The sequence below is a fragment of the Methylobacterium sp. P3_A11 genome (genome assembly GCF_056403155.1).
In genome coordinates, this window is record NZ_JBFUGA010000014.1 from 1 (window position 1) to 23,402 (window position 23,402).

The window sequence follows — 23,402 nt, forward strand, 5'->3', positions numbered from 1 at the left end:
AAGAAAACCCGCGCCGGACCGAGGTCCTGCGCGGGTCTCTGAGCCGTGGATCCGCCGCCCGGACGGGCCGGGCGGCGGACGGCTGCGTCTTACTCGTCGTCGGTGCGCTTCTTGTTGAAGGCGGCACCCAGGATGTCGCCGAGCGAGGCACCCGAATCGGCGGAGCCGAACTGAGCCATCGCCTCCTTCTCCTCGGCCATTTCGAGGGCCTTGATCGAGACCTGCACGCGGCGGGCCTTCCGGTCGAACTGAACGACGCGGGCGTCGAACTTCTCGCCGGCGGCGAAGCGCTCGGGGCGCTGGTCGCCGCGGTCGCGGGCGAGCTCCGCCCGGCGGATGAAGGTCTGCATGTCGGTGTCGACGATCTTCGCCTCGACGCCGGCATCCTTCACCTCGATGACCTCGCAGGTGACGATCTGACCCTTCTTGATCTCGCCGGCTTCGGCGAAGGGGTCACCGCCGAGCTGCTTCACGCCCAGCGAGATCCGCTCCTTCTCGACGTCGACGTCGAGAACCTGGGCGCGGACCATGTCGCCCTTCTTGAACTCCTCGATGACCTGCTCGCCGGGACGGTTCCAGTCGAGATCCGACAGGTGGACCATGCCGTCGACGTCGCCCTCAAGGCCGATGAACAGGCCGAACTCGGTCTTGTTCTTGACCTCGCCCTCGACCTCTGAGCCGACCGGGTGCTTCTCGGCGAAGCCCTCCCAGGGGTTCTGCAAAGTCTGCTTGAGGCCCAGCGAGATGCGGCGCTTGACCGGATCGACCTCTAGGATCTGGACCTCGACCTCCTGGGAGGTGGAGACGATCTTGCCCGGATGGACGTTCTTCTTGGTCCAGCTCATCTCGGAGACGTGGATCAGGCCCTCGATCCCCGGCTCCAGCTCCACGAAGGCGCCGTAATCGGTGATGTTGGTCACGCGGCCCTTGAGCTTGGCGCCCTCCGGGTAGCGGGCGGCGATGCCCTCCCACGGATCAGCGAGCAGCTGCTTGATGCCGAGCGAGATGCGGTGCGTCTCGTGGTTGATCTTGATGATCTTGACCTTGACCGTCTGGCCGATGGTCACGACCTCGGACGGGTGGTTCACGCGGCGCCACGCCATGTCGGTGACGTGCAGCAGGCCGTCGATCCCCCCGAGATCGACGAACGCGCCGTACTCGGTGATGTTCTTGACGACGCCGTCGATGACCTGACCTTCCTCGAGGTTGGCCACCAGCTCCGAGCGCTGCTCGGCGCGGCTCTCCTCGAGCACGGTCCGGCGCGACACGACGATGTTGCCGCGACGGCGATCCATCTTGAGGATCTGGAACGGCTGCGGGGTGCCGAGCAGCGGGGTAACGTCGCGGACCGGACGGATGTCGACCTGCGAGCGCGGCAGGAACGCCACGGCGCCGTCGAGGTCGACGGTGTAGCCGCCCTTGACCTGGTTGAAGATCGTGCCGGTGACGCGGTCGTTGTTCTCGAACGACTTCTCGAGCTTGACCCAGCTCTCCTCGCGGCGCGCCTTGTCGCGCGAGATGACGGCTTCGCCGAGCGCGTTCTCGATCCGGTCGACGTAGACCTCGACCTCGTCGCCGACCTTCAGCTCGCCTTCCCGGCCGGGGCCGGTGAATTCCTTGAGCGCGACACGGCCTTCCGTCTTGGCACCGATGTCGATGACGGCCACGTCCTTCTCGATCGCGACGACGCGACCCTTGACGACGGAGCCTTCGGTGATCTCGTGTTCGAGGAAGCTCTCCTCGAGGAGGGCGGCGAAATCGTCGCGGCTCGGGCTGTGCCCCAGAGCGGTACCTGCGGTCATTCCATCTCCTGAACGGCCTCCAGCGGAGGCCCGTTGCGTCGGCGGCTCGCGTTGCAGGCGCCCCCGTTCGCCGCGGCCTCCCCGGAGTCTTTCGGGAGAGGCGACCGGTCCCGCGGGAGCCGGTTTGCCGACGCGTCGATACGGATGACGAGGGCGGTCCATCCGGCGGCCCGGCGGGCGCGCCAGAAGACGAGCGCGCGAGGGCGGATCCGGGAGGACGCGCGTCCCATACAACATCGTCCTTGCGACTTCAACCGATTGGGGTTTTAGGCTCGGTGGACCGCCAGGCGCCGTCGCGCCGTACGGTCTTGCCGATGGAAGCGGATGCGGCAACTCTGTCGGCGGTGTGGCGAACCCGGTGCGAAAGGCGCAGCGGGACCGGCGCTCGGGCGGGTCCGGCCGATCCGGAGCGGTTTTGGGGGGCAGAGGGTGCGGAACCTCGATCACGACGCACACGCTGCGGAGCCCCGGTCCGGCGCCGCCCCACCATCCATGCGATCCGGAGGGTGACGCGCATGCCGAACGGCTACAACGCCCCGATGGAGATGCTGGCGCGCAAGCTCGACAGCATCGCGCCTCTCGCGGAGTCGGACCGTGCCGCGCTCCTCGGCCTTCCCCATACGGTCCGCAACCTTCCGGCCCGCCACGACATCGTCCAGTTCGGCGACCGGCCGGGCCATAGCTGCCTCGTCCTGCAGGGCTGGATCTATCGTTACGCCGCGCTCGCGGAGGGCGGTCGCCAGATCCTGTCGTTCTACATCGCCGGCGACGTTCCTGACCTGCAGAGCCTCCACCTGCATCGGATGGACCACAACCTTGCCACGCTGAGCGCCTGCGCGGTCGCGTTCATCGCGCATGACGATTTGCGCGCGGTCCTCCTCCGGAACCCGGGCCTCGCCGGTATCCTCTGGCGCGACAGCCTGATCGATGCCGCCCATTATCGCGAGCGGATCACGAGCCTGGGGCGGCGGCAGGCCCTCGGGCGCGTCGCCCACATGTTCTGCGAGCTGTATCTCCGCCAGAGAGCCGTCGGGCTCGCCCGGGGCCTGAGCTGCCCCCTCGCCCCCAAGCAGGCGGAAATGGCCGACGCCCTCGGCCTGACCAGTGTCCACCTCAACCGCGTCCTGCGCACCCTCAGGGGGCGCGGGCTCGTGACCCTCAGCGGAGGCACGCTGACGATCGAGGACTGGGCGACGCTGGTCAAGGTGGCCGAGTTCGATCCGACCTTCCTGCATCTGGCGAACGACACGGCGATCGTCCCGGAACCCGTCGAGACCGTCTAGTCCGGGGAGCGCGTCAGGCCGCCAGGGCGTCCGGCGGCGCGACGGACTCGTCGGTATGGACGTCGAACCGGACGAGCAGCGCGGTGCCGAAGCTCGTGGTCAGGGCGCAGTCGGTGGCGTCGCGGCCGCGGGCCATGACGATGCGGCCGATGCGGCGGCAGTTGTGCCGCGCGTCGAACGTGTACCAGCGTGGGCCGTCCGGCCCTTCGAGGAAGACCTCGAACCAGGCGGAGAAGTCCATCGGCGCCGGGTCCTGCGGCACGCCGATGTCGCCGAGATAGCCGGTGGCGTAGCGGGCCGGGATGTTCATGCACCGGCACAGGGCGATCGCCAGATGGGCGAAGTCCCGACAGACACCGACCCGTTGCGTGTACCCGTCGAAGGCGGTGCGCGTGGCGTCGGCCAACTGGTAATCGAAGCGCAAGTGATTGTGGGCGAAGTCGACGATCGCCTGGACCCGCGCCCAGCCCTCGGGCGTGCCGCCGAACAGCGACCACGCGATGCCGGACAGCTTGTCGGTGTCACAGTAGCGCGAACCGAGCAGGTACATCAGGACGTCGTCGGGCAGATCCTGGACGGCGATCTGGCGCGCGCCGGGTGCCTGATCGTCCGGCAGGCCGCTGTCGGCGACCGTGAAATCGGCCGCCATGGTGATCCGGCCGCCCGGCGCGACGATGCGCGTGCTGACGTTGCCGAAGGCATCKACATGCCGGCGGGCTGCAACCGGAGGGTCGAAGGTGATCGCCTCCGGAGTCACGAGATCCCCGTGGCGCTCCGGGCGCACGTTGAGGAGCAGGTTCATCGGCGTCGGGCCGAACGTATCGAAGGCAATCGAGAAGCCCGAGCGGATGTGCATCGTCAAAGACCGTGTAAGAATCCGCCGCCCGGGTCGGCCGGACGACGGGTCGTGACTGGACAGGGCTCTAGAAGCCGCGAGGCGAGGCGAAGTTCCTTCAGGTTGTTCGTCTATCCGCCGACGGGCTGCACGAATATTCCGGACGGACCGGGCGCGCGTGCTTCGGCGTCGCGTGCGTCGGGCACGCTTCAGGTGTCGCAGCCGAGCGGGGCTGCCCGGCGCCGCGCCATGTTGCAACGCACAGGGCGCCCTCGTATCCCTGGCCGCCCGAATCCAGGGTCGGCCGGACGCCGCCGCGTAGACCCGCTGCCAGACGATCGATGCTCATGACGCCCGACAAGTTTTCCCTGTCGAAGGACAAGATCCGGGTCCTTCTGCTCGAGGGCATCAACGACAGCGCCGTGGCGCTGATGCAGGCGGCGGGCTACGCCAACCTGACTCGGCTGCCCAAGGCGCTCGACCGGGAGGCCCTGCACGAAGCGCTCCAGGGCGTGCACATGGTGGGCATCCGCTCGCGCACGCAGCTCGACGCGGCGGCCTTCGCGGCCGCGGACCGGCTGCTGGCGGTGGGCTGCTTCTCCGTGGGCACCAACCAGGTTGACCTCGAGGCGGCGCGCCACCGGGGGATCCCGGTCTTCAACGCCCCGTTCTCGAACACGCGCTCGGTGGCGGAGCTGACGATCGGGGAGATCGTGATGCTCCTGCGCCGGATCGTGCCGCGCTCGGTGGGCGCCCATGCCGGGCGCTGGGACAAGTCGGCGGCGGGCGCGCTGGAGGTCCGCGGCAAGACCCTCGGGATCGTGGGCTATGGCAATATCGGTACGCAGCTCTCGACGCTCGCAGAGGCCATGGGCATGCGGGTGCTGTTCTACGATCACACCGACAAGTTACGGCACGGCAATACCGAGCCGACCGAGTCCCTTCGGCAACTCCTGGCGCAGAGCGACGTGGTCTCGCTGCACGTGCCCGAGACCGAAGCCACCGCCAACATGATCGGCGAGGGAGAGATTCGGGCGATGAAGCCCGGCGCGTTCCTGATCAACAATGCCCGCGGCACCGTGGTCGATCTCGACGCCCTGGCCGGGGCTCTCCGCGACGGCCATCTCAAGGGCGCGGCCGTCGACGTCTTCCCCGTGGAACCCGGCTCCAACGCCGAATCCTTCGTCAGCCCGCTCCAGGGCCTGGAGAACGTCATCCTCACCCCGCATATCGGCGGTTCCACCGAGGAGGCCCAAGAGCGCATTGGGTCCGAGGTGGCGCGCAAGCTGGTGGATTACTCCGACATCGGCTCGACGGTCGGCGCCGTGAACTTCCCGCAGGTGCAGCTCCCGGCGCGGCCGACCGGAACGCGCTTCATCCACGTCCAGCGGAACTTGCCGGGCATGCTCGGACGGCTGAACGACGTCTTCTCCCGCGGCCACGTCAACATCGCCGCCCAGTTCTACCAGACCGACGGCGAGGTCGGGTACGTGGTGCTGGAGACCGACGCCACCGACGCGGATGCGGAGGCGCTGCTCACCGAGATCCGCGCGATCCCCGGTACGATCCGCGCCCGGCTGCTGTACGAGCGCCGCTGAGCATGCGCGCCGGCGTGCGGCGCATTCCGCCGACCGGAATTTACGATGCCGGCGTGAACACCACCGCTCTTGCCGCGTTCGCCTTGCGCGGCCAAGCTGGCCGCTGTTCAAGTCTTGGACGGCACATCGACGGCGTCGACCGATCGATTGCCAGGCCGGCGGAGGAATTGCGGTGACGAAGCGTGTTGGATGCGCGTGGGCCGGACTGGTGCTCGGCATCGCCGGGTCGGTCTCGGTCGTCTCCGGCGCGTCGGCGGATTGCCTGCGCCGGGTCTACAACCGGTCGAACCTCGTCATGGTCGCGCGCCAGGACGGCGGCCCGCCCGCCACGCTTCTGCCGGGCCAGTCCCTGCCGTTGCGGCTGTCCCATCCGGGCCGGATCGATATCGCGGCGTATTGCGGCGTGCCCGCCGCGGGGGGCGCCCCGGTGACCCAGCGCACCTTCGACTACGAAGCGGTTCTCGATCGCTGCTTCGTCCGGTTCGGCGGAGATCTGTTCGTGCCGCAGCTCGGGCGCGGATTCATCGGCCTGCAGGAGACAGCGCCGTTCACCGTGAACAACCCGCGCCAGGGCGACATCGTTCTGGGACCGGCGGCCGGGGCCGCCTGCGCGATCCCAGGCGCCGTGCTCAGACGGCGGGGCTGAGCGCCAACCCGTCAGAGATAGTGGCGGAACACGACGCCCCCGTTTTCGGACGCGCCGGGCGGCGGCGGAGCCACCGGCCCGATGAGCGGGCTCGCGAGGCGCAGGGCCACCAAGCCAAGGGCGGCGAGCGCCGGAGCGATCAGGCGAAACGGGCGAGCGAGCATGGACGCCTCCGTCGCGCGGTCGGTTCCGGATACGTCCTGCATGCAGACCCGTTGCGCATGTGAAGCATCGCACCTTACGGCCGAGCTGGACGTGCCGAAGCGCACATCGGTGACGTTGGGCGTCGCCCCGGCGCGGGGCGGCGCTGCCGCAGTGACGGTCGTTCGAATGCGTCCGCCATGTCGCTGGCATGTGCGCCGATGCGCTCCTATGCTGCCCGGCGTCGGGTGTTGCCTGGGGTCGCGCTGCACGGGCCGCGATGGCGCTCTCCGGGTGGAACCGACTGCGTGAACGAGGACGCGCGTATGCTGACCCAGACAGGCAACCCGATTCTCCGAGGTGATCTCGGCGTCGAGGAGACGATCGAGTCCGACAACATCGTCCGCTGGGACGGGGAGCGGCTCTACGTGGAGCAGGACGTCTATCACAACGGGCAGCTGGTTCACCGCAAGTATCGCCGGACGGTCACCGAGCCCGTCGCCCGCGTGCTCTGGACGATCCTCAACCGCGCCAAGCAGTAAGCCTCGGGCTTCCCGAACGACCGTCCTGACGCCGGGTCGTCGACGGCGGCGCGGAATCGGCCCGACGGGGCGATGGGTGATCCGGGGGTGTGAAGCGCGCCGCCGGCGGCGCTGGGCCGTGTATTCGGCCTCGCTCGGGATGATCCGTCTCAGATTGCGGCCCCTGCGTCCCAGACGAACGCCGTCCTTGACGAGGCGAGATAGGGGCGCTTTTCCTGCTCCGGACTGGGGCTGATGACCTCGAGTCTTGCCCGAGTCCTGCGTTCATGCGCGTTCAGACTGTCGTCCGGTCGATGCTGGCAAGCCTACTTCTCAATCGCTGGTCGATCATCGTGTTCAACACGGTGATCGCTCTCCCGCTGATCCTTGCACTGGTCGAGATCACGTCGCTGCTCTGGGGCGCAGGCTTGCAGACCCACCCGACGATCCATGAGGCCGGACACCTGGTCGAGGGTATGGGTGTGATCCTGATCGGCTGGGGCGTCGTGCTGGAGGAACGACACGGCGTTAGCCATCTCCTTGGAGGCCTGCCGACCGAGGACCCCGATTACGAGGCAGCCATCGATGCGCTCTGTCACCGCGGCGGTCTCGCCCTGCTGGTGCTGGGGCTCGTCGCCGAGATCCTCGTGCAGTGCGTCGAGGTGCCCGACCACGTCATCAACACCGACCGGATCGAGCGGGTCGTCCTGAGTGGTGGGGCGATCTTCCTCGCCCTCGGCCTGACGATGCTCGTTCGCCTGTCGGCCGGTCTCGCGACATTTCGGCGGCCGGGAACCGTTTCGGCCGGCACGCCCGTGCCCGAGGCGCGGCCGCACTGAGACACCGTCGGCGGGATCGCCCGGGCACCTGTACCCCGATGCGGCCGCTACGCGGCGACGGCAGCCGTCGGTTCGACCAGGGTGAGGTGAGCCGGTTTCAGTGCGTCCAGGCGCTCATGCGCGTGATCGAAGGCCGCCCGGATCGTCGTGCTCGCATCCTCGACCGCGACCAGGACCGCCAATTTCTGAGCGCTGGCGCGATCCGCGAGGCTGCGCGCGGCCGAGACCAGTGACTGCTCCAGATTGAGGAGGTCGGCCTCGGCATCCTTCCCCGCCTCCCGCGCCACCGTCGTGAGCCGGTCCAAAACAGTTTCCAGGGCATGGCGCAGGACAAGCGTCCGCACGCGCTCCTGAAGGAGCGCCCTCTCGTCGATCTTCATCGGAATCGGTCCGGGTTCGGGAACACGATCAAGCTCTCATACTTCGGCGCAGTGTGCAGCCACCTTTTTGCAACAGCGCAATACTGTCTCGCGACCTGGGTCTTCCGCGCGTTCAACATCGTGTCGGTGCGCAGGCGCCAAGTTGCTCTGCAATCGTGTGTCGAGTATTTGCCCAATTTGGGAATCGAATGCCCTGTCTCACGAGGTGCAGGACGAAAAATTGCGCACTCCGAGGTGCGCGCAATGGGTCGAATACCGGTGGTTGCCTGGGATTCGCTGCATCACGCGCGGCGCGCCGAACGGGACCGGGAGCGGGTGGCCGCTGCGTCGTGTCTCAGTACGGCGTGCCGCGCTGGCGCCGATCCCGCAGGGCCTCGGCGTGCCATTCCAGCTCGTCGAGGAAGCGGGCGGCCGCCGGTATGAGCCAAGGCTCGGCGGGGATGCCCTGCCCGTCGATGGCCGTCTGAAGGCGCGGGATCGGCAGGAGCGAGGGGATGCTGGACATGCCCATCTCCGCGAGCATCGCCCGGAGCGGCATCGCCGCCCGGACGCCGCCGAACTGGCCGGCGGAGTAGCAGCAGATCGCCGAGGGCCGCCAGAAATACTCTTCCAGGAAATGGTCGAGGGTGTTGGACAACGCCGGTGGGACACCGTGATTGTACTCCCCCGTGACAATCATGAAGGCGTCGGATCGGCGGAAAAGATCGGCGAGACGTTGCAGGGGCTCCGGCGCGGCGCCGGCCGGGTATTCCTTGAACATCCGGTCAAGGAGGGGCAGCCTCAGCTCAGCCGGATCGACCAGCGGTGCCGCGTGGCCGCGCGCCTCGAGCTGCGCAATCAGGAAGCGTGCGGCGCGGATGCCGATGCGGTCGGTCCGGACGCTGCCAAGGATCACGGGGATGGTCAGGGGCATGGTGAGCTCCGGTTCGCCCGATTATGCCAGAGGCGGTCGCGCCGCTCCAGGCGTGGCGCGATCCCGGGGGCGTCAGGCCTTGGCGCTGCTGGTGAGCGCGGCCGCGATGCCGATCGGACCGCCGGTCGCATAGGCGGTGATCGCCTTCGTGACCTGCTGCAGGAAGGAATCCAGGTCGCTCCCGCTCGCGGTCGGCAACGCGGCGGAGGCGGTCGAGGTCGCGCCCGTCGACGTGGTCGACGCCGTGGACGCGCTTGTCGCGTCCGTCGCGGCGCCGGTCTGCCCGGTCTCCGAGGAGTCCGGCAGGGGCGGACGGGCGTGGTGGCCGTGGTGGCGGTGCACCGGCGTGGCGTCGGTCGCGGCCTGGCCCGACGCCGCGCCGGTCGTGGATGCATCCTCGGCATTGGCCGCCGCATCGGCTGGCGTCGTGACGCCGCTCTGGAGGCCCATCTGGCTGAAGTCGGATTGCAACTGCAGGAGTGACGCCATCAGGTCGCTCGACAGGGTCGGCGCCGTGGCTGCGCTGGTCCCCTGCGGCGTGGCCGCCGTTTCGGGCGCAGTGCCGGAATTCTGGCCGGCGCTCGACAGGGCGCTGGCATCGAGCTGGATGGCGCTCGCTGCGCGTGCCTGCCTCAGGGCGCTGACGAGATCCCGTTGGAGAGAACTGCCCGTAACCGCATTCACCGACATCGTACGCCCTCGCGACCGCGTTCGATGTGGGCAGGCATGGCACGTTCCAGAATTAGCGCAATGATTTCAAGCGCCCTTGCAGGACGTCCTTCGGCAGGAACGGCCGAGCGGCAGAATTTGCCGATCCGTCCCGACCGAGCGCGATCGATTGGATCGGGATGAGGCCGGTCGCTCGGGGGATGCTGAGGGCAGTGCCGTGGATCGCGGCTTCTTCTGGTTTGCTGCGCCGCGCTCGATCAGGGCCGCCGCCACGGGTGTCGTGGGACGAGGGCACGGTGCCCGGCCCGGATCCATCGTCTGCGGACCGCCGCAGGCGCGACGGACGAACGGTCAGACTGAATTGTGCTGGAGCTGGGCTTTTGGCTCCCCGAGCAGGACTCGAACCTGCGACAAGGCGATTAACAGTCGCCTGCTCTACCAACTGAGCTATCGGGGATCACGAGGGGGTCTCTACACATCGGGATCGCAGCACGCAAGGGCCTTGATGTGCGCTCCGCTCCGGGGGGCGCCGGGCGGCCGTGACGTGATCGATCGGCAACACCCGCGGACGGCACCCAGGCTGATGGCACGCCGACGACTCGCCAACGCACGCCCCGCGTCATCGGACGGTCGTGACCCGATCCTATGGCGATCACCCCGCCGCACGCGCCGGCACGTTCTCACCGCGACCATGCTGTTCCATCGTTGTCTCAACCCGCAGGACCCTTTCGCCGAGAGCGAACTGTCCGTCGCCTTCGAATGGGTGAGCGACCGGCCCCGCCTGATCGCCGCCTTGGACGAGCATCGGGCCGACATCCTCCCCGAACTGGTCGACGTCTAGCGCGATGACCTGCGCCGCGAGATCGTCGCCGCCCTCCCGAGGCAGCCCGCTTCGCGACATGCGCCAGAGGGCGGCCGGTTCGCCGCGTGCGTGGATCGATGATTGGAGCCCGGCCCGGGTCGGCGCCATGATGAAATCTGTTCCGGCCGGGCCCGTGAACCGCGGCGGCGAGGCGAACAAGTCATGACGGTGGTTCGTGCCGACATGAACTGACAGCAACGATCGGAATTGAACTTAAAACCTTGCAAGCATCAGGAAACTTCGCTGGCTATCAGCGCGAAAAACCTCAGCGTTTGATAAGTAATTTTGCCAGCTATAGTTGTCTGTTCAAATTATTGTCCTTCGGTATAGATTGAGCAATCAGGCATTCCTGCCAGGGCGGCGCTGCTCTCATGCGAATCTCACTCGGCTTCAAGCTCTCGGCGGTCGTCGGGCTGCTGGCCCTGGTGGCGATCGCCATCGCGGTGTTCGCCGTACGGCAATCCAACTGGGAGCAGGAGCGCGCCGCCGCTACGGACAGGATCTGGAACGCCGGGCTTCAGGCCGGCGCTCTGGGTCAGGCGATCGAGCACGCGGTGGTGCAGGCCATCGCCCTCTACACCGCGGAGGACACGACCGAGGCGCGTTCGCGGCTGTCGGCGCTGCACGACGCCCTGGCGACGGTGGAGCAGGTGCGGGGGCCGTTCCTCGACGCGATGCAGGATCAGCTTCCCGAGGACCGCCGCCGGCGGTTCGATCTGTTCGTCAAGGAATTCATCGCCTACCAGACCGACACGGCCGAGCTGGGGCTCACGGTCTCGCCCAAGGCCGCTCTGATCCAGGCGACCGACGAGGCGACCGTGAAGAACCGCGAGCGCATGATCGCCGAGATCGGCCTTCTCGGGCGGGAGGTGCTGACCCGTCTCAACGCCCGCCGCGCCGAGGATGCGGCCGAGCGCCGTCAGATGCGGATCACCCTCGTGGTCGTGCCGGCCCTGGCGCTGGCGCTGGGTCTGTTCGCGGCGATCTGGATCATCGTCACCCAGGTCCGGCAGCCCCTGCATCGGCTCAAGGACGGGATGACGGCCCTCGCCACCAACGATCTCGGCCGCACGATCCCGTTCACGCACCGCCGCGACGAGATCGGCGAGATGGCCTCCGCCATCGCGGCTTTTCAGACAGCCCTGATCGAGAAGCGCGACCTCGACGCGCAGGCGCAGGGGCGCCGCGACCGTGACCGCCACCGGGCCGAGACGCTGGCCGTCGCGACGCGCACCTTCGAGACGGAGACGCATCGCGCGGTCGCCGATCTCGCGGGCTCGGCGGAGGCGATGCAGGTGGCGGCCGACACCCTCTCGGGGAATGCCGGCGCGATGACGGCCGAGGCCGCCGTCGTGACCGGGGCGTCAAGCCAGAGCGCCGGCATCGTCGACAGCATCGCCAGCGCCGCCGAGGAACTCTCGGCCTCGGCCCGGGAGATCGAGGCCCGAGTCCGATACACCAGCGAGATCGCATCCTCCGCCCTCACCGATACCCGCGGCCTGGAGGAGACGGTGATGAGCCTCTCGCAGGCGGCGGAGGAGATCGGCGCCGTCGTCACCCTCATCCGTGCGGTGGCCGAGCAGACCAACCTGCTGGCGCTCAACGCCACGATCGAGGCCGCCCGCGCCGGCGCCGCCGGGCGCGGCTTCGCCGTGGTCGCCGCAGAAGTTAAGGCGTTGGCCTGCCAGACGTCCCTCGCCACCGACCGCATCACCGGGCAGGTCGGGGCGATCCAGGGGGCCGCGGATCGCACGGTCGGCGCCATCGGGACGATCGGCGAGACCATCGCCCGGATGAGCCTGATCGCTTCCGAAGTGGCCCTCGCCACCGACCAGCAGGGTCACGCCAGCCAGGACATCGCCCGGGCAATCTTCAGCGCGGCGGCGGATGCCCGGAAGATCTCGGAGAGCGTGGCCGGCGTTGAGGCCGCCGCCGCATCGAACGAGGTGCAGGCCGGGCAGGTGCGCGGCAGCGCTGCGCGGGTCAAAGCCGGAACTTACACCCTGCAGCAGGCGATCGAGACATTTCTGATGCAGGTCCACGGCGCGTGACGCCGCGCCCGCACGCCATGGCGAGACTTGCCGATCGACCGGAATGGGAAGGATGGAGGCCTCGCCCGGAATCGAACCGGGGTGCAAGGATTTGCAGTCCTCTGCGTAACCACTCCGCCACGAGGCCTTCCTGGACGACGCTGCCGTCCCGCGGAGCTTGGCGGACAGCTCCGAGAGCGCGTCTCTAGCAGAGGTCGGCCGTCCCAGGCAACGGCCCCGAGCCCACCGCGTGTGCAGAGCCTGTCAGCTCTGCCAGACCCGGGGCATCGGCAGCCCGCGATAGCCCGTTAGGAACCGGGCGACGAGGCCGCGCAGGGGGCCGACGGCGTCCCCGAGAGCGCGGACCGCCAGATGGCCGTTCCAGGCGCTCGCCGCCGCCGTGATGCCCGGCGCAGCAGTCTCGGCCAGCCGGCTGCGCGCCTCATCGAGCCGCCCCTCGGCGCCGTCGGAGACGTCCAGGACGGTGGCGAAGGCGCGTGCCCCGCCGCCGATGGCCGGGCGGGCGAGCTGGTCGCTGATCGGTCCTTCCAGCAGGAGCGTGTCGGCATAGGCGAGCCGTCCGCCGCGGCGGATCCGCCAGGAATCCGAGAACAGGCCGTCCAGGATCCGCTCGCCCCGGGCCGCGCGACCGAACGCGACGACCTCCACGACGATCAGGGCGGCGCGTTCGGCGAGGTCGGCCTCGAAGTGCCGCCGGACCCGGGCACGGTCGAACAGGATCGTCTCCTGCGGCAGCCAGGCGAGGCGGGCGCCCGCCCCCAGGGTCACGGCGTTCTCGATCCGGCTCACGGGGCCGTCCGATCGGTAGATCTTCTCGGCCGCCGTCGTGGTCAGCACCAGATCGGCCGCCGGTTCGAGGGCGAGGTCGAGGGCGAAGGTGTCGCCGCAGGCCACCCCGCCCGCGGTGTTGACGAGGACCGTCTCGAGGGCACCCGTCCCCCGTGGGAAGCGTAGCCGCGATGGCCCGGATTCCGCGAGGTCGAGGACGCGCGTCTCGGCGCCCGGACGCGCCGGTCCCGCCCGCAGCCGGACACACCCATTCGAGCGCTGACGCGAGGGCGCGCCGTGGTCCGAAGCGGGTGACGAGGGCTGGCGCGGGAGGTGGCCGTCCATCAGGCGCGTCCGGTCGGTTCGTCGGTGACGGCGCCGAACGAGAGGGTCGGCCGGTCGAGGATGCGCCGGCCGAACAGGCTCGCCACAAGTTCCACCAGAACCCGCGCGCTGCGTCCACGCTCGTCGAGGAAGGGATTGAGTTCGACGACGTCGAGGGAGCGCACCAACCCGGAATCGTGAAGCATCTCCATGATCAGATGCGCCTCCCGGAACGTCGCACCGCCCGGGACGGTGGTGCCCACACCCGGTGCGATCGACGGGTCGAGGAAATCGATGTCGAGGCTGACATGGAGATGGGCGCCTTGAGCGGCGACGCGGTCAAGCACCCGTCGGAGGGGCGCCACGACCCCGAATTCGTCGATCGTCCGCATGTCGGTGACGCCGACCCGCCGCGCCGTCACCAGGGCGCGCTCGCCGCCGTCGATCGACCGCAGGCCGAACAGATGGACGTTGCCGGGGGGCAGCGGCGGCGGAGCCGGCTCGGCGAACAGGCGCGGAAAGCCCGGCTCGCCGCAAAGGGCGGCGAGCGGCATGCCGTGCACGTTTCCGGATGGTGAGGTCTCCGGCGTGTTGAAATCGGCATGGGCGTCCAGCCAGAGCACGAAGACGGATTGGCCGCGTCGCCCGCAATGCCGCATCACCCCGTCGACGGAGCCCAGCGACAGGCTGTGGTCGCCCCCCGCCGTCAGCGGCAGCGCCCCCGTGTCGAGGGCGTCCTCGACGACCCTGGACAGGGCGCGCGTCCAGGCGGCGACCGCGTGGAGCCCCCGGTCGCGCGCGGTGCCTTCCGGGCTGACGTCGCCGCGGTCCGTCACCGCGTGTCCGAGATCGGAGAGGGTGCGGGCGAGCCCGGCGGTTCGCAGGGCCGCCGGACCCATCAGCGCGCCGGGCTCGCTGGTTCCGACCTCGATGGGTGCTCCGATCAGCGCGATGCTGCGCGTCGCGTCCAGTCTGGCTTCGCTGCTCATACCGTCTCCATCGCGGTCTCGACGCCACGGCGCTCCGCAGCCGCTCTAGCAGGGGCCGGGCCGTCATTCGATGACGCGCCGCCGATCGCCCTTGGCGGGCCAGCCGACGCCGGTGCATCCGTCGATCGATCCGGCTGGATTTTGAAAGCCGCCGGACTGTCGAAACCGGCCTGCTGATCTACCCATGACTTGAACGGAAAGATGTTCCCTCCCTCCATGGTTGTGTTCCGAAGCTGATCGGCAAGAATCTCGCTGAATTGGCGTTTACGAGTTTTTTAGTGGAATTGGTTAGTCCGACAGGCTGTTCGCATCGCTTCAATATACCAGGGCCATCATGAAAACGTTTTCGCGGCTGAGCGCGCGCCTTCCCGCGACCACTGTCGGTCTGGCGCTCCTGAGTGCCACCGCGATGGGTGGATTCAGCTGGTACTCGGCGCGTTCGGGCCTGATGACCGCCGCCCACGAACGGCTCGAACTGGCAGCGGCGGCCCGGCGGGACGGGATCGAGCTGGTGGCGGACCGGATGCAGGCCGACTTCCAGGCGGTCGCGTCCCATCCGCAGATCGTCTCGAACTTTCCCGACCTGATCGATACGCTCGATCCGGCGAAGCCCGACACCGCCGGCGTCGTCGCGGCGTTCCGCGCTCCGCAGACCGCCGAGGCCCGGATCGCCCAGGATGGCAGCGGCATGACCTCGATGTATGCGCGCCGGCACGTCAAGGTCCAGGAGGTGGCGCGCAAGCTCGTCGCTCAGCCCGGCTACGCCGACCTGTTGTTCCTCGATGACAACGGCCGGATCGTCTACACGACGACCAAGGGGGACGACTTCGCCAAGGCGGTGTCGGACGAAGGTCTGTCGGGCACAGCGCTCGCCCGGCTGGTCGAGCGCCTCAAATCCGCCGATGCGGGCGCGGTTCTGTTCGAGGATTTTTCCGTCTATCCGGTCGACGGGATGCCAGCCGCTTTCATCGGCCGCGCCATGACCAAGCGCGCGAACGTCGCCATGGGCACGGCGCAGGCGGCCGAGCGGATCGGCTTCATCGCCATGCGGGTGACACCGACCCTGTTCGATCAGACCCTGGCCAAGCGGACCGGCCTCGGCGAGACCGGACAGATCGTTGCGGCCGGCGCGGACGGCCTCCTGCGCAGCAATCCGCCGCTGAATCCCGGCGTGAAGGCCGGAACGGCGCTCTCCGGAATCGGCCTGGCCGGCGACCGGATCAAGGCCGGTGGCGCGGTCGATTTCACTGCCGCGGACGGCATACACATGGCGGCGGCCTCGCCGGTATCCGTGCTCGGTGCGCCCTGGACGGTGGTGGCGGAGCAGTCCCAGGCCGAGGCGATCAGTGCGGTCCAGGCCCTGTCGCGCACACTTGTTCTCACGGGGCTCCTCGTCCTGGCCGCGACGGCGGTCCTCGGCCTGTTGCTCGCCCGCTCCATCGTGGCGCCGCTCGGAGCCCTCACCCGCGCGCTGAAGGCCCTCGCCGATCGCCAGGCCCTCACCGACGTGCCCGGCAGCGGGCGTCGGGACGAGATCGGGGACATCGCCCGCGCGGTGGTCACCATCCGCGACATGTCCCTCGAGGATGCCGCCCAGCAGTTGCAGACGACGGAGGCCGCCCGGCTGCGCGAGGAGCAGAGCCGCCGCGCGATGCTGAAGGAACTCGCCGACGGCTTCGAACGGTCGGTCGGCGGCATCGTCGAGGGCCTGACGGGGGCCGTCATCGAGCTTCAGGGCGCTTCTGGCACCATGCGGGCCGCGGTCGCGGGGACGTCCGAACGCTCGACCAGCGTCGCCAGTGCCGCCCAGCAGACCTCCGAGAACGTCAACACCGTTGCGGCGGCGGCCGAGGAACTCGGCGCCACCGTCCAGGAGATCGGCCGCCAGGTCGAGCAGGCGGCCGGGATGTCGGCGACGGCCGTCGGCGAGGCGCGCCGGGCCGAGCAGACCATGACCGAGCTGGCCGCCGCGGCGACGCGGATCGGCGACGTCGTCGGCATGGTCTCGACGATTGCCGGTCAGACCAATCTGCTGGCCCTGAACGCCACGATCGAGGCGGCCCGGGCCGGCGAGGCCGGGCGCGGCTTCGCGGTGGTCGCCTCCGAGGTCAAGGAACTCGCCGCCCAGACCAGCCGGGCTACCGAGGAGATCAGCCGACAGGTCGCCGCGATCCAGAACGTCACGGGCGATGCGGCGGGTGCGATCCAGGGAGTCACGGCTCAGATCGAGGCGATGAACCACGTGTCGACCAGCATCGCGGCCGCCGTGGATCAGCAGGGCGCCACCACGCAGGACATCGTCCGCAGCATGGGCCAGGCCTCCGTCGGCACCGGCACGATGACCGTCGAGATCGCCGCGGTCGCCCGTGTCGCGGGCGATGCCGGTGAGGCCGCGGCTTCGGTCGCTCAGGCTTCCGATGCCCTGGCGACGCGCTCGGAGCAGCTCCGCGCCGAAGTCGCGCAGTTCCTGCGCAACGTCAGGGCGGCCTAAGGCACGACCACCGCGGTGGCCTCAGGCCGCCGCGGCCGGCAGCGGCGCGGGCTTCTGCGCGGCGCGGCCCGCGAAGGCCTGGGCCGCAAGGGGAAGCTCGATCGCGGCGCAGAGACCGCCTTCGGGACGGTTCTCCAGGCACAGCCGCCCGTTATGGGCCTCGACGATGGCCTGGACGATGGAGAGGCCGAGACCGAAGCCGCTCGCCGCGTTAAGATTGCGGGCCCGGTCGCCGCGCACGAACGGCTGGAGCATCGCCTCGCGCTCCGCGTCCGGGATCCCGGGGCCGGAATCGAGGATGCAGACCCGGACGCCGCGCTCGGAGGATTCCATCTGGACCTCCGCGCGACCCCCGTATTTCACGGCGTTGTCGACCAGATTGGTCACCGCTCGCTGCAACTCCTCGGGACGGCCCTGGACCAGCACGTGCCGACTGCGGCCGACGCTCACCGGCGCCCCGAAATCCGAGAAATCGTCGCAGACCGTCTGGATCACCGACGCGAGGTCCACGAGGCTGTGGCTGTTCGTGTCCCGAACCTGGCCGTCGCGCACGAAGGAGAGCGCCGCTTCCACGAGGCCGTTCATCTGGTCGAGATCGCGCAGGGTGGAGGCCCGCGCGTTCTCGTCCTCGATGAATTCGGCCCGCAGCCGCAGGCGGGTGATCGGCGTGCGCAGGTCGTGGCTGATCGCGGCGAGCATCTGCGTGCGGTCGTCGATCAGCCGCCGCACCCGGGACCGCATCCGGTCCAGCGCCCGGGACACGGCGAGAACCTCGCGCGGGCCTGCTTCCGGCAGCGATACGTGGTCGTCGCGGGCGCCGAAAGCCTCCGCCGCCCCGGCGAGTCGCTTCAGCGGCGCCGTGAGAGCCCGGGTCGCCCACACGCAGAGGAGCGCCAGGGTCAGCGCCAGGAACACGACGGTGAAGATCAGGGCACCCTGGCGGGGACCCCGCAGCGGATCGTTCGGCAGCGTCGCCTGGAGGCGCGCCCCTGCCGGCGTGACGATGCCGACATGCAGCTGGCCGTCCGACCGGGCCTCGTCCGGATCGTTCGCCGAGAGATCGGTGATCGTCACCGGGCGGCCTGCGCCATTGCGCAGCCGTCGGATCACCGGCAGGTCGGGCGGCGTTGCCGCCCCCGGCGGCACCGTGCCGTCCCAGGCCTCGACGCGGATCAGCGGCAGGCTTCGCGCGCTCGCCAGCAGGGCGGGCCGCGCCGCCGGATCAACCGCGTCCATCAGCCGGAGGAGCACGCCGAGGCGGCTGGCGGCCACGCCCGGCAGGGTATCAGGATTCTGAGATTCGTGCAGGAACAGGAACGCCAGGGTCGCCACCACGTGGGCCACCGCGATTCCGGCGACCACGAGCAACGCGATCTGTCCCGCGATGGTCTTCGGGCGCAGACGGGCGCGGAGCCGCCGTAGCCCGCTCATGACCGCGTGACCTCCGGTGTGAACAGGTAGCCCCCCGAGCGGATCGTGCGGATGAATTCGGGGTTGCGCGTGTCGCGCTCGATCTTCTGACGGATCCGCGAGATCAGCACGTCGATGCTGCGCTCGAACGGACCCGCCGCGCGCCCCTGGGTCAGATCGAGGAGCTGGTCCCGCGACAGAACCCGCCCCGGCCGGAGGCAGAGGGCGTGCAGGAGATCGAACTCCGCCCCGGTGATCGAGATGCGCGCCCCCTCGGGCGACAGAACCTGCCGCAGGGAGATGTCGAGCGTCCATCCCGAAAAATGCAGGCGCCGACGATCATCCGCGTCGGGCGCTTCGGCCGCGACCCGCCGCAGGATCGCGCGGATGCGGGCCAGCAGCTCCCGCGGATTGAACGGCTTGGCGAGGTAGTCGTCGGCGCCCAGCTCCAGGCCGAGGATCCGGTCTACGTCCTCGGACTTCGCCGTCAGGATCAGGATCGGGATCTGCGATCCACCGCGGAGGCGCTTGCACAGGCTGAGGCCGTCCTCGCCGGGAAGCATCAGGTCGAGGACGATCAGGTCGATGCGCGATTCCGCCAGAGCCCGGTCCATATCGGGCCCGTCGCCCGCCAGGGTCACGCGGCAGTCGTTGCCGCGCAGGTAGCGCGCGATCAGTGACGAGATCTCCCGATCATCCTCGACGACGAGGATGTGCGGTGTTGCCGGAGAACTCATCGCGAAGGAATCGGTGTGCGGGTCAGCCTGCATCATAAGGCTATTATGGCTCGATCCGCCGATTATTCGAAGGTGGGTCAGGGAACCAATTTGTAAACGCGTGTTTCTCGCACGCGTCCTGAATTGAAGCGCAACGCGACGCCGCATCTGACGGGGGGAATGATGACCGGATCCGTGGACCGGAAAGACCCGATCGCGCCGCAGCCGCCGGACCTCGTCGCGCCCTGGCGCACGGAGGCACGGGCGGCGCTTCAGGCCGAGGCCCGGGCGTTCGCCCGCGACACGGTGCTTCCGCTCGCCGACGAACTCGACCGGCAGAAGGCCGAGATGCCGCGCGCGTTGATCGACGCCATGGCCGAGAAGGGCTGGTTCGGCATTACGATCCCCGAGGCGCAGGGCGGCCTGGGGCTCGGCGTGTTCGAGTATTGCCTCGTCTCCGAGGAGCTGGCCTGGGCGTGGCTTTCGGTGGGCAGCATCCTGGCGCGCGGCCAGGGGCTCGGCACCCAGACCCTCGATCCCGAGCGCCGGGCGGATCTCCTCCGGCGCTCGGCCCGGGGACAGTGGATCGGCTCGATCTCCCTGTCGGAACCCAATGCCGGGTCCGACCTCGCCGGCGTGCAGACCCGGGCGGTGCGCGACGGCGACCGGTGGCGGCTCACCGGCACCAAGCGCTGGGCGGGCTTCGCCAAGGGGGCCGACTTCATCGAGGTCCTGGCGCGCACCCGCGATCCGGAACCGGGCGAATCGCGCTCGGCCGGCTTGGAGCCGTTCCTGGTGCTCAAGGAGCGCGACAGCTTCCCGCCGGGCGTGACAGGCCGCGTGATCGACAAGATCGGCTACCATGGCTTCCAGACCTTCGAACTCATCCTGGAGGACGTCGTGGTGCCCGAGAGCGACCGGCTCACCGGGCTCTACGGCGACCAGGGCGCGGATGGCGATTCCGGCGGCTTCGCGTCCGTGCAGCGCGGCCTCAACATCGCCCGGGTCCACACGGCTGCCCGGGCTGTCGGCGTCGCGCGGGCCGCGGTCGAGGATTGCCAGTCCTACCTCCAGGAGCGGGTCCAGTTCGGGCATCCGATCGGCGACTTCCAGGCGCTGCGCTTCGCCCTGGCCGACATGGCCGCCGAGGTCGCTCAGGCGCGGGCCTATTGGCATCAGGTCGCCCACCTCCTCGACCAGGGGGAGCCCGCCGAGAGCGAGTCGGCGATGGTGAAGCTCCTGGCCACCGAGATGGCGGTGCGGGTCACCAACCAGGCGATGCAACTGCATGGCGGCAACGGCTACACCACCGAGCGCCGGGTCGAGCGCTACTGGCGCGACGCGCGGCTGACCACGATCTTCGAGGGCACCAGCGAGATCCAGCGGCGGATCATCAGCGACCGGATGCTGCCCCGACCGAGAGCCTGACCGGCCGTGCGGCGAATCGTCGAGCGGGACTCCCCGCCCGGCGCCACCCGGCTACCTCAGGATTTCGTCCTGCCCGGCGGACCGGGTGCCGCCAGCCGGAAGACCCGTGTCGAAACCCATCAGCGATTACGCTCTCATCGGGGACACCCATTCCTGCGCCCTGATCGCCCGCGACGGCTCGATCGACTGGCTGTGCTGGCCCCGCCACGATTCGCCGGCCCTGTTCCTGAAGCTTCTCGACGATTCCGCGGGCGGCGCGTGCAGCGTCGCCTTCGACGATTCGACCGGCCATGCACGCCGTTACGTCCCGGACACCAACGTCCTCGAGACGACCTTCACGACGCGGGCGGGGCGGGCGCGCCTCGTCGACCTGATGCCGGTGAATCCGCCGAGCCCCGAGCCCGACGAGGGGCCGGACGGCGAGAGCGAGAGCCGTCTGATCCGCTTGCTGACCTGCGAGCAGGGACACGTCTCGGGTTCGTTTCGCGTGCGTCCAACCTTCGACTACGCCCGCCGCCCCTGCACGCCCCTGGTGGAGGGCGGGTCCGTCCTGTTCGAGGCCGGAGACTGGCGCGTGCGGGTCAACGCGCATCCCAGGCCCTGTCTTACCGGAGACGCGGCCGAGGTGCGTTTCAGCCTCTCGGCGGGTGAGACGGCTTACCTGGTCCTCACCCACGGCGAGGATCAGGAAGACGCCTGCATCGATGATTTCGCGGGCGCGCGGCATCGCCTGGAGACGACCACGGAGTACTGGCGCCGCTGGAGCGCGCGCAGCACCTATCGCGGCGCCTACCGCGACGCGGTGATGCGGTCGGCCCTGTGCCTGAAGCTGCTGACCTACTCGCCCTCCGGCGCCATCGTGGCCGCGGCCACGGCCGGTCTCCCGGAAGCGGTGCCGGGCGACCGCAACTACGATTACCGCTTCACGTGGATGCGGGACGCCGCCTTCACGGTGACGGCTTTCGTGATGCTCGGCTATGTCCGCGAGGCGTCGGAGTTCCTGCGCTTCCTGCGGGAGCGGGACGGCACCTACGGGCGGGAGACCCGGCTGCTGTACGGCATCGCCGAAAACATGCCGCCCGAAGAGACACTCGATCACCTCGCCGGATGGAACGGCGTGAAGCCGGTGGTGATCGGCAATCTCGCCGCCGATCAGGACCAGCACGACATCTACGGCGAGTTGCTGCGGGCCTTGTGCATCTTCCTGGAGGCGGTGGATTACGATCCGCCGGAGAAGGTCAACGATCGCCTGCCGGAGGTCCTCGACAACCTCACCGCCCGGGCCATCCGCCACCGGCACGATCCGGACCACGGCATCTGGGAGCTGCGCACCGGACCGCGCCAGCAGCTCCACACCAAGGCGATGATCTGGGTGGCGCTGACGGATGCGGCCCGGATCGCCCGCAACATCGCGGGGGTGCCCGAGGAGAAGATCGCCCTCTGGGAACGGATCGCCGCCGAGGTCCGCGCCGAGTATTGCGAGCGCGCCTGGAACGCCGAGAAGCAGTCCTATGTCGGGGCCTACGGATCGCACCACCTCGATGCCGCCGTGCTGCGCGCCGCCCTGTTCGGCGCCCTCGATCCGCGGGAGCCGCGCATGCGCGCGACCCTCGCGGCCATCGAGCGCGAGTTGGGGGTCGGCGACCTGATCTACCGCTACCGCATGGATGACGGCCTCGCCGGCGACGAGGGTACGTTCACGGCCTGCGCGTTCTGGCGGGTCGGTTGCCTCGCCCTCGACGGGCGGACCACCGAGGCGAGGGCCGCCTTCGAGGGCCTGATCGCCCGGAGCAACGATGTCGGCCTGTTCGCCGAGGAGATCGACCCGGTCACCGACGCCCAGCGCGGAAATACCCCGCAGGGCTTCTCCCACATGGCGCTGATCAACGCCGCCCTGCGGCTGGAGGCCAGCATCGCCCGCTTCGGCATGGACGCGCCGGCGGATGCGGTGATGCGGCGGGCGGCCGAGTGATCGGGCTCGGCCGGACGCGTGGCGGCGCCCGCCCGGACGTCGCGGCGATCCCGGTCATGGGCGCACCGCCGCAGCCGCCAGGAGCGACCGTCATGGACCGTCGCCCCACGCGGGCCGGACGGGCTCAGTCGACGTAGACCCCCGCTCCGACCAGCGCCGGAACCTCATCGACGCGGGTTTCGCTGACGTAGCCCCATTTCACGACCGGAACGGTTTGGCCGGGTCGGGGAAACATGTAGTCGACCCAGCCCGATCCGGAGCCGCGGACGACCGCGACGAAGTCCTTGCGGAACTGTTTTCCGTCCGCATCCCGCTCGTCGAGCAGATTACGACCCTCATGGTCCGGATGTTCGGCGTTGAAGAGGATGACGCCGCGCATGTCGGTCACGAACAGGTAGACATCCGCGTGTCTCCAGTGACTGTTTTTCATCCTGAAGCCGGCGAAGGCGCGGTGACCCTGTCGTTTCAGAATGTCGCTCGCCTCCTGGACGAGCGCCTCGATCTCGGCGGCTTGATGGACGCCGTCCTCATCGTCGCCGGGATCGGGTTCGCACGGCGTCATCGTCAGGCTCAGAAGGAGCATTCCCAAGAGCGGCGCTTTAAGCATTGCCCAGCTCCCTGCACGCGGCCATGCGGCGACCTGCATCTCTGTCTGGGTACGCCGAGTCCCGCCCGGAGGGTGCTGACGACGGGCGAATGGCCGGGGTCGTGTGCTTCTGGCCGCAGGCAGAAGCTCGACGATGTCACGTTACCCGAGAACGGAA

22 protein-coding genes and 2 tRNA genes are annotated in these 23,402 nt (G+C 69.3%); 10 read left to right on the forward strand and 14 right to left on the reverse strand.

Going from position 1 to position 23,402, the window contains the following annotated elements; translation table 11 throughout:
- Positions 1-89: 89 nt before the first annotated feature.
- Positions 90-1,802 carry a 30S ribosomal protein S1 gene (gene rpsA / locus AC1DXK_RS06660; RefSeq protein ID WP_457103922.1) on the reverse strand — a complete coding sequence of 571 codons (1,713 nt, stop codon included), beginning with the start codon at positions 1,800-1,802 and terminating at the stop codon, positions 90-92.
- Between the two features lie 515 nt (positions 1,803-2,317).
- Between rpsA and AC1DXK_RS06665 the strand changes: the two genes are divergently transcribed.
- Positions 2,318-3,085, forward strand: a complete 768-nt coding sequence (locus AC1DXK_RS06665) for a Crp/Fnr family transcriptional regulator (protein WP_457103921.1) — start codon at positions 2,318-2,320, stop codon at positions 3,083-3,085.
- Between the two features lie 13 nt (positions 3,086-3,098).
- Here the strand turns inward: AC1DXK_RS06665 and AC1DXK_RS06670 are convergent, their stop codons facing one another.
- Positions 3,099-3,941, reverse strand: a complete 843-nt coding sequence (locus tag AC1DXK_RS06670; protein WP_477297239.1) for a transglutaminase-like domain-containing protein — start codon at positions 3,939-3,941, stop codon at positions 3,099-3,101.
- A gap of 326 nt (positions 3,942-4,267) precedes the next feature.
- Between AC1DXK_RS06670 and serA the strand changes: the two genes are divergently transcribed.
- The 3 genes from serA to AC1DXK_RS06685 are packed head-to-tail and all read left to right on the forward strand — an operon-like array spanning position 4,268 to position 6,164.
- Positions 4,268-5,518, forward strand: a complete 1,251-nt coding sequence (serA, locus tag AC1DXK_RS06675; protein WP_457103920.1) for a phosphoglycerate dehydrogenase — start codon at positions 4,268-4,270, stop codon at positions 5,516-5,518.
- Between the two features lie 2 nt (positions 5,519-5,520).
- Positions 5,521-5,694 carry a hypothetical protein gene (locus AC1DXK_RS06680; RefSeq protein ID WP_457103919.1) on the forward strand — a complete coding sequence of 58 codons (174 nt, stop codon included), beginning with the start codon at positions 5,521-5,523 and terminating at the stop codon, positions 5,692-5,694.
- The gene (locus AC1DXK_RS06685; protein WP_457103918.1) at positions 5,691-6,164 is read left to right on the forward strand and encodes a hypothetical protein; all 474 of its coding nucleotides are present in this window, start codon (positions 5,691-5,693) and stop codon (positions 6,162-6,164) included. Before AC1DXK_RS06680 ends, AC1DXK_RS06685 begins: the two co-directional genes overlap by 4 nt.
- Positions 6,165-6,175: 11 nt before the next feature.
- Here AC1DXK_RS06685 and AC1DXK_RS06690 read toward each other — a convergent pair whose 3' ends face one another.
- On the reverse strand, positions 6,176-6,328 hold the full coding sequence (locus AC1DXK_RS06690; protein WP_457103917.1) for a hypothetical protein: 153 nt from the start codon (positions 6,326-6,328) through the stop codon (positions 6,176-6,178).
- 303 nt (positions 6,329-6,631) lie between these two features.
- Between AC1DXK_RS06690 and AC1DXK_RS06695 the strand changes: the two genes are divergently transcribed.
- Both AC1DXK_RS06695 and AC1DXK_RS06700 read left to right on the forward strand, forming a co-directional pair.
- Positions 6,632-6,847 carry a hypothetical protein gene (locus AC1DXK_RS06695; protein WP_457103916.1) on the forward strand — a complete coding sequence of 72 codons (216 nt, stop codon included), beginning with the start codon at positions 6,632-6,634 and terminating at the stop codon, positions 6,845-6,847.
- Between the two features lie 266 nt (positions 6,848-7,113).
- A complete protein-coding gene (locus AC1DXK_RS06700; protein ID WP_457103915.1) occupies positions 7,114-7,665 on the forward strand; it encodes a hypothetical protein in 552 nt (183 codons plus the stop codon).
- Between the two features lie 47 nt (positions 7,666-7,712).
- On the opposite strand, the gene AC1DXK_RS06705 is transcribed toward AC1DXK_RS06700, so the two are convergent.
- The 5 genes from AC1DXK_RS06705 to AC1DXK_RS06725 form a co-directional block, all read right to left on the reverse strand.
- Positions 7,713-8,045, reverse strand: a complete 333-nt coding sequence (locus AC1DXK_RS06705; RefSeq protein ID WP_457103914.1) for a hypothetical protein — start codon at positions 8,043-8,045, stop codon at positions 7,713-7,715.
- Positions 8,046-8,379: 334 nt separating this feature from the next.
- On the reverse strand, positions 8,380-8,958 hold the full coding sequence (locus AC1DXK_RS06710; protein WP_457103913.1) for an NADPH-dependent FMN reductase: 579 nt from the start codon (positions 8,956-8,958) through the stop codon (positions 8,380-8,382).
- A 72-nt stretch (positions 8,959-9,030) separates the two neighbouring features.
- Positions 9,031-9,648 carry a cell wall anchor protein gene (locus tag AC1DXK_RS06715; RefSeq protein WP_457103912.1) on the reverse strand — a complete coding sequence of 206 codons (618 nt, stop codon included), beginning with the start codon at positions 9,646-9,648 and terminating at the stop codon, positions 9,031-9,033.
- A 360-nt stretch (positions 9,649-10,008) separates the two neighbouring features.
- Positions 10,009-10,084, reverse strand: a tRNA-Asn gene (locus AC1DXK_RS06720).
- A gap of 195 nt (positions 10,085-10,279) precedes the next feature.
- Entirely contained in the window at positions 10,280-10,597 is a 318-nt protein-coding gene (locus AC1DXK_RS06725; protein WP_477297244.1) for a hypothetical protein, read from the reverse strand.
- 263 nt (positions 10,598-10,860) lie between these two features.
- On the opposite strand from AC1DXK_RS06725, the gene AC1DXK_RS06730 reads away from it, so the two are divergent.
- Positions 10,861-12,540, forward strand: a complete 1,680-nt coding sequence (locus AC1DXK_RS06730; RefSeq protein ID WP_457103910.1) for a methyl-accepting chemotaxis protein — start codon at positions 10,861-10,863, stop codon at positions 12,538-12,540.
- A gap of 53 nt (positions 12,541-12,593) precedes the next feature.
- Here the strand turns inward: AC1DXK_RS06730 and AC1DXK_RS06735 are convergent.
- The 3 genes from AC1DXK_RS06735 to rocF form a co-directional block, all read right to left on the reverse strand.
- Positions 12,594-12,667 (reverse strand) — tRNA-Cys (locus AC1DXK_RS06735).
- A 116-nt stretch (positions 12,668-12,783) separates the two neighbouring features.
- Complete coding sequence (locus AC1DXK_RS06740) at positions 12,784-13,653, reverse strand: urease accessory protein UreD (protein WP_457103909.1); 870 nt, start codon at positions 13,651-13,653, stop codon at positions 12,784-12,786.
- Positions 13,653-14,621 carry an arginase gene (gene rocF, locus AC1DXK_RS06745; protein ID WP_457103908.1) on the reverse strand — a complete coding sequence of 323 codons (969 nt, stop codon included), beginning with the start codon at positions 14,619-14,621 and terminating at the stop codon, positions 13,653-13,655. Before rocF ends, AC1DXK_RS06740 begins: the two co-directional genes overlap by 1 nt.
- A 334-nt stretch (positions 14,622-14,955) precedes the next feature.
- Here rocF and AC1DXK_RS06750 point away from each other — a divergent pair, with 334 nt between their 5' ends.
- Positions 14,956-17,112 carry a methyl-accepting chemotaxis protein gene (locus AC1DXK_RS06750; protein ID WP_457103907.1) on the forward strand — a complete coding sequence of 719 codons (2,157 nt, stop codon included), beginning with the start codon at positions 14,956-14,958 and terminating at the stop codon, positions 17,110-17,112.
- A 21-nt stretch (positions 17,113-17,133) separates the two neighbouring features.
- Here AC1DXK_RS06750 and AC1DXK_RS06755 read toward each other — a convergent pair whose 3' ends face one another.
- Positions 17,134-18,543: an ATP-binding protein gene (locus AC1DXK_RS06755; protein WP_457103906.1), complete on the reverse strand. Its 1,410-nt coding sequence runs from the start codon at positions 18,541-18,543 to the stop codon at positions 17,134-17,136.
- Complete coding sequence (locus tag AC1DXK_RS06760; RefSeq protein ID WP_457103905.1) at positions 18,540-19,295, reverse strand: response regulator; 756 nt, start codon at positions 19,293-19,295, stop codon at positions 18,540-18,542. The genes AC1DXK_RS06755 and AC1DXK_RS06760 overlap by 4 nt, the downstream gene beginning before the upstream one ends.
- Positions 19,296-19,421: 126 nt before the next feature.
- Between AC1DXK_RS06760 and AC1DXK_RS06765 the strand changes: the two genes are divergently transcribed.
- Both AC1DXK_RS06765 and AC1DXK_RS06770 read left to right on the forward strand, forming a co-directional pair.
- A complete protein-coding gene (locus tag AC1DXK_RS06765) occupies positions 19,422-20,666 on the forward strand; it encodes an acyl-CoA dehydrogenase family protein (RefSeq protein ID WP_457104064.1) in 1,245 nt (414 codons plus the stop codon).
- 106 nt (positions 20,667-20,772) lie between these two features.
- On the forward strand, positions 20,773-22,638 hold the full coding sequence (locus AC1DXK_RS06770; protein WP_457103904.1) for a glycoside hydrolase family 15 protein: 1,866 nt from the start codon (positions 20,773-20,775) through the stop codon (positions 22,636-22,638).
- 124 nt (positions 22,639-22,762) lie between these two features.
- Here AC1DXK_RS06770 and AC1DXK_RS06775 read toward each other — a convergent pair whose 3' ends face one another.
- Positions 22,763-23,245, reverse strand: coding sequence for a cache domain-containing protein (locus AC1DXK_RS06775; RefSeq protein ID WP_477297247.1), 483 nt, complete (start codon positions 23,243-23,245; stop codon positions 22,763-22,765).
- Positions 23,246-23,402: the final 157 nt, after the last annotated feature.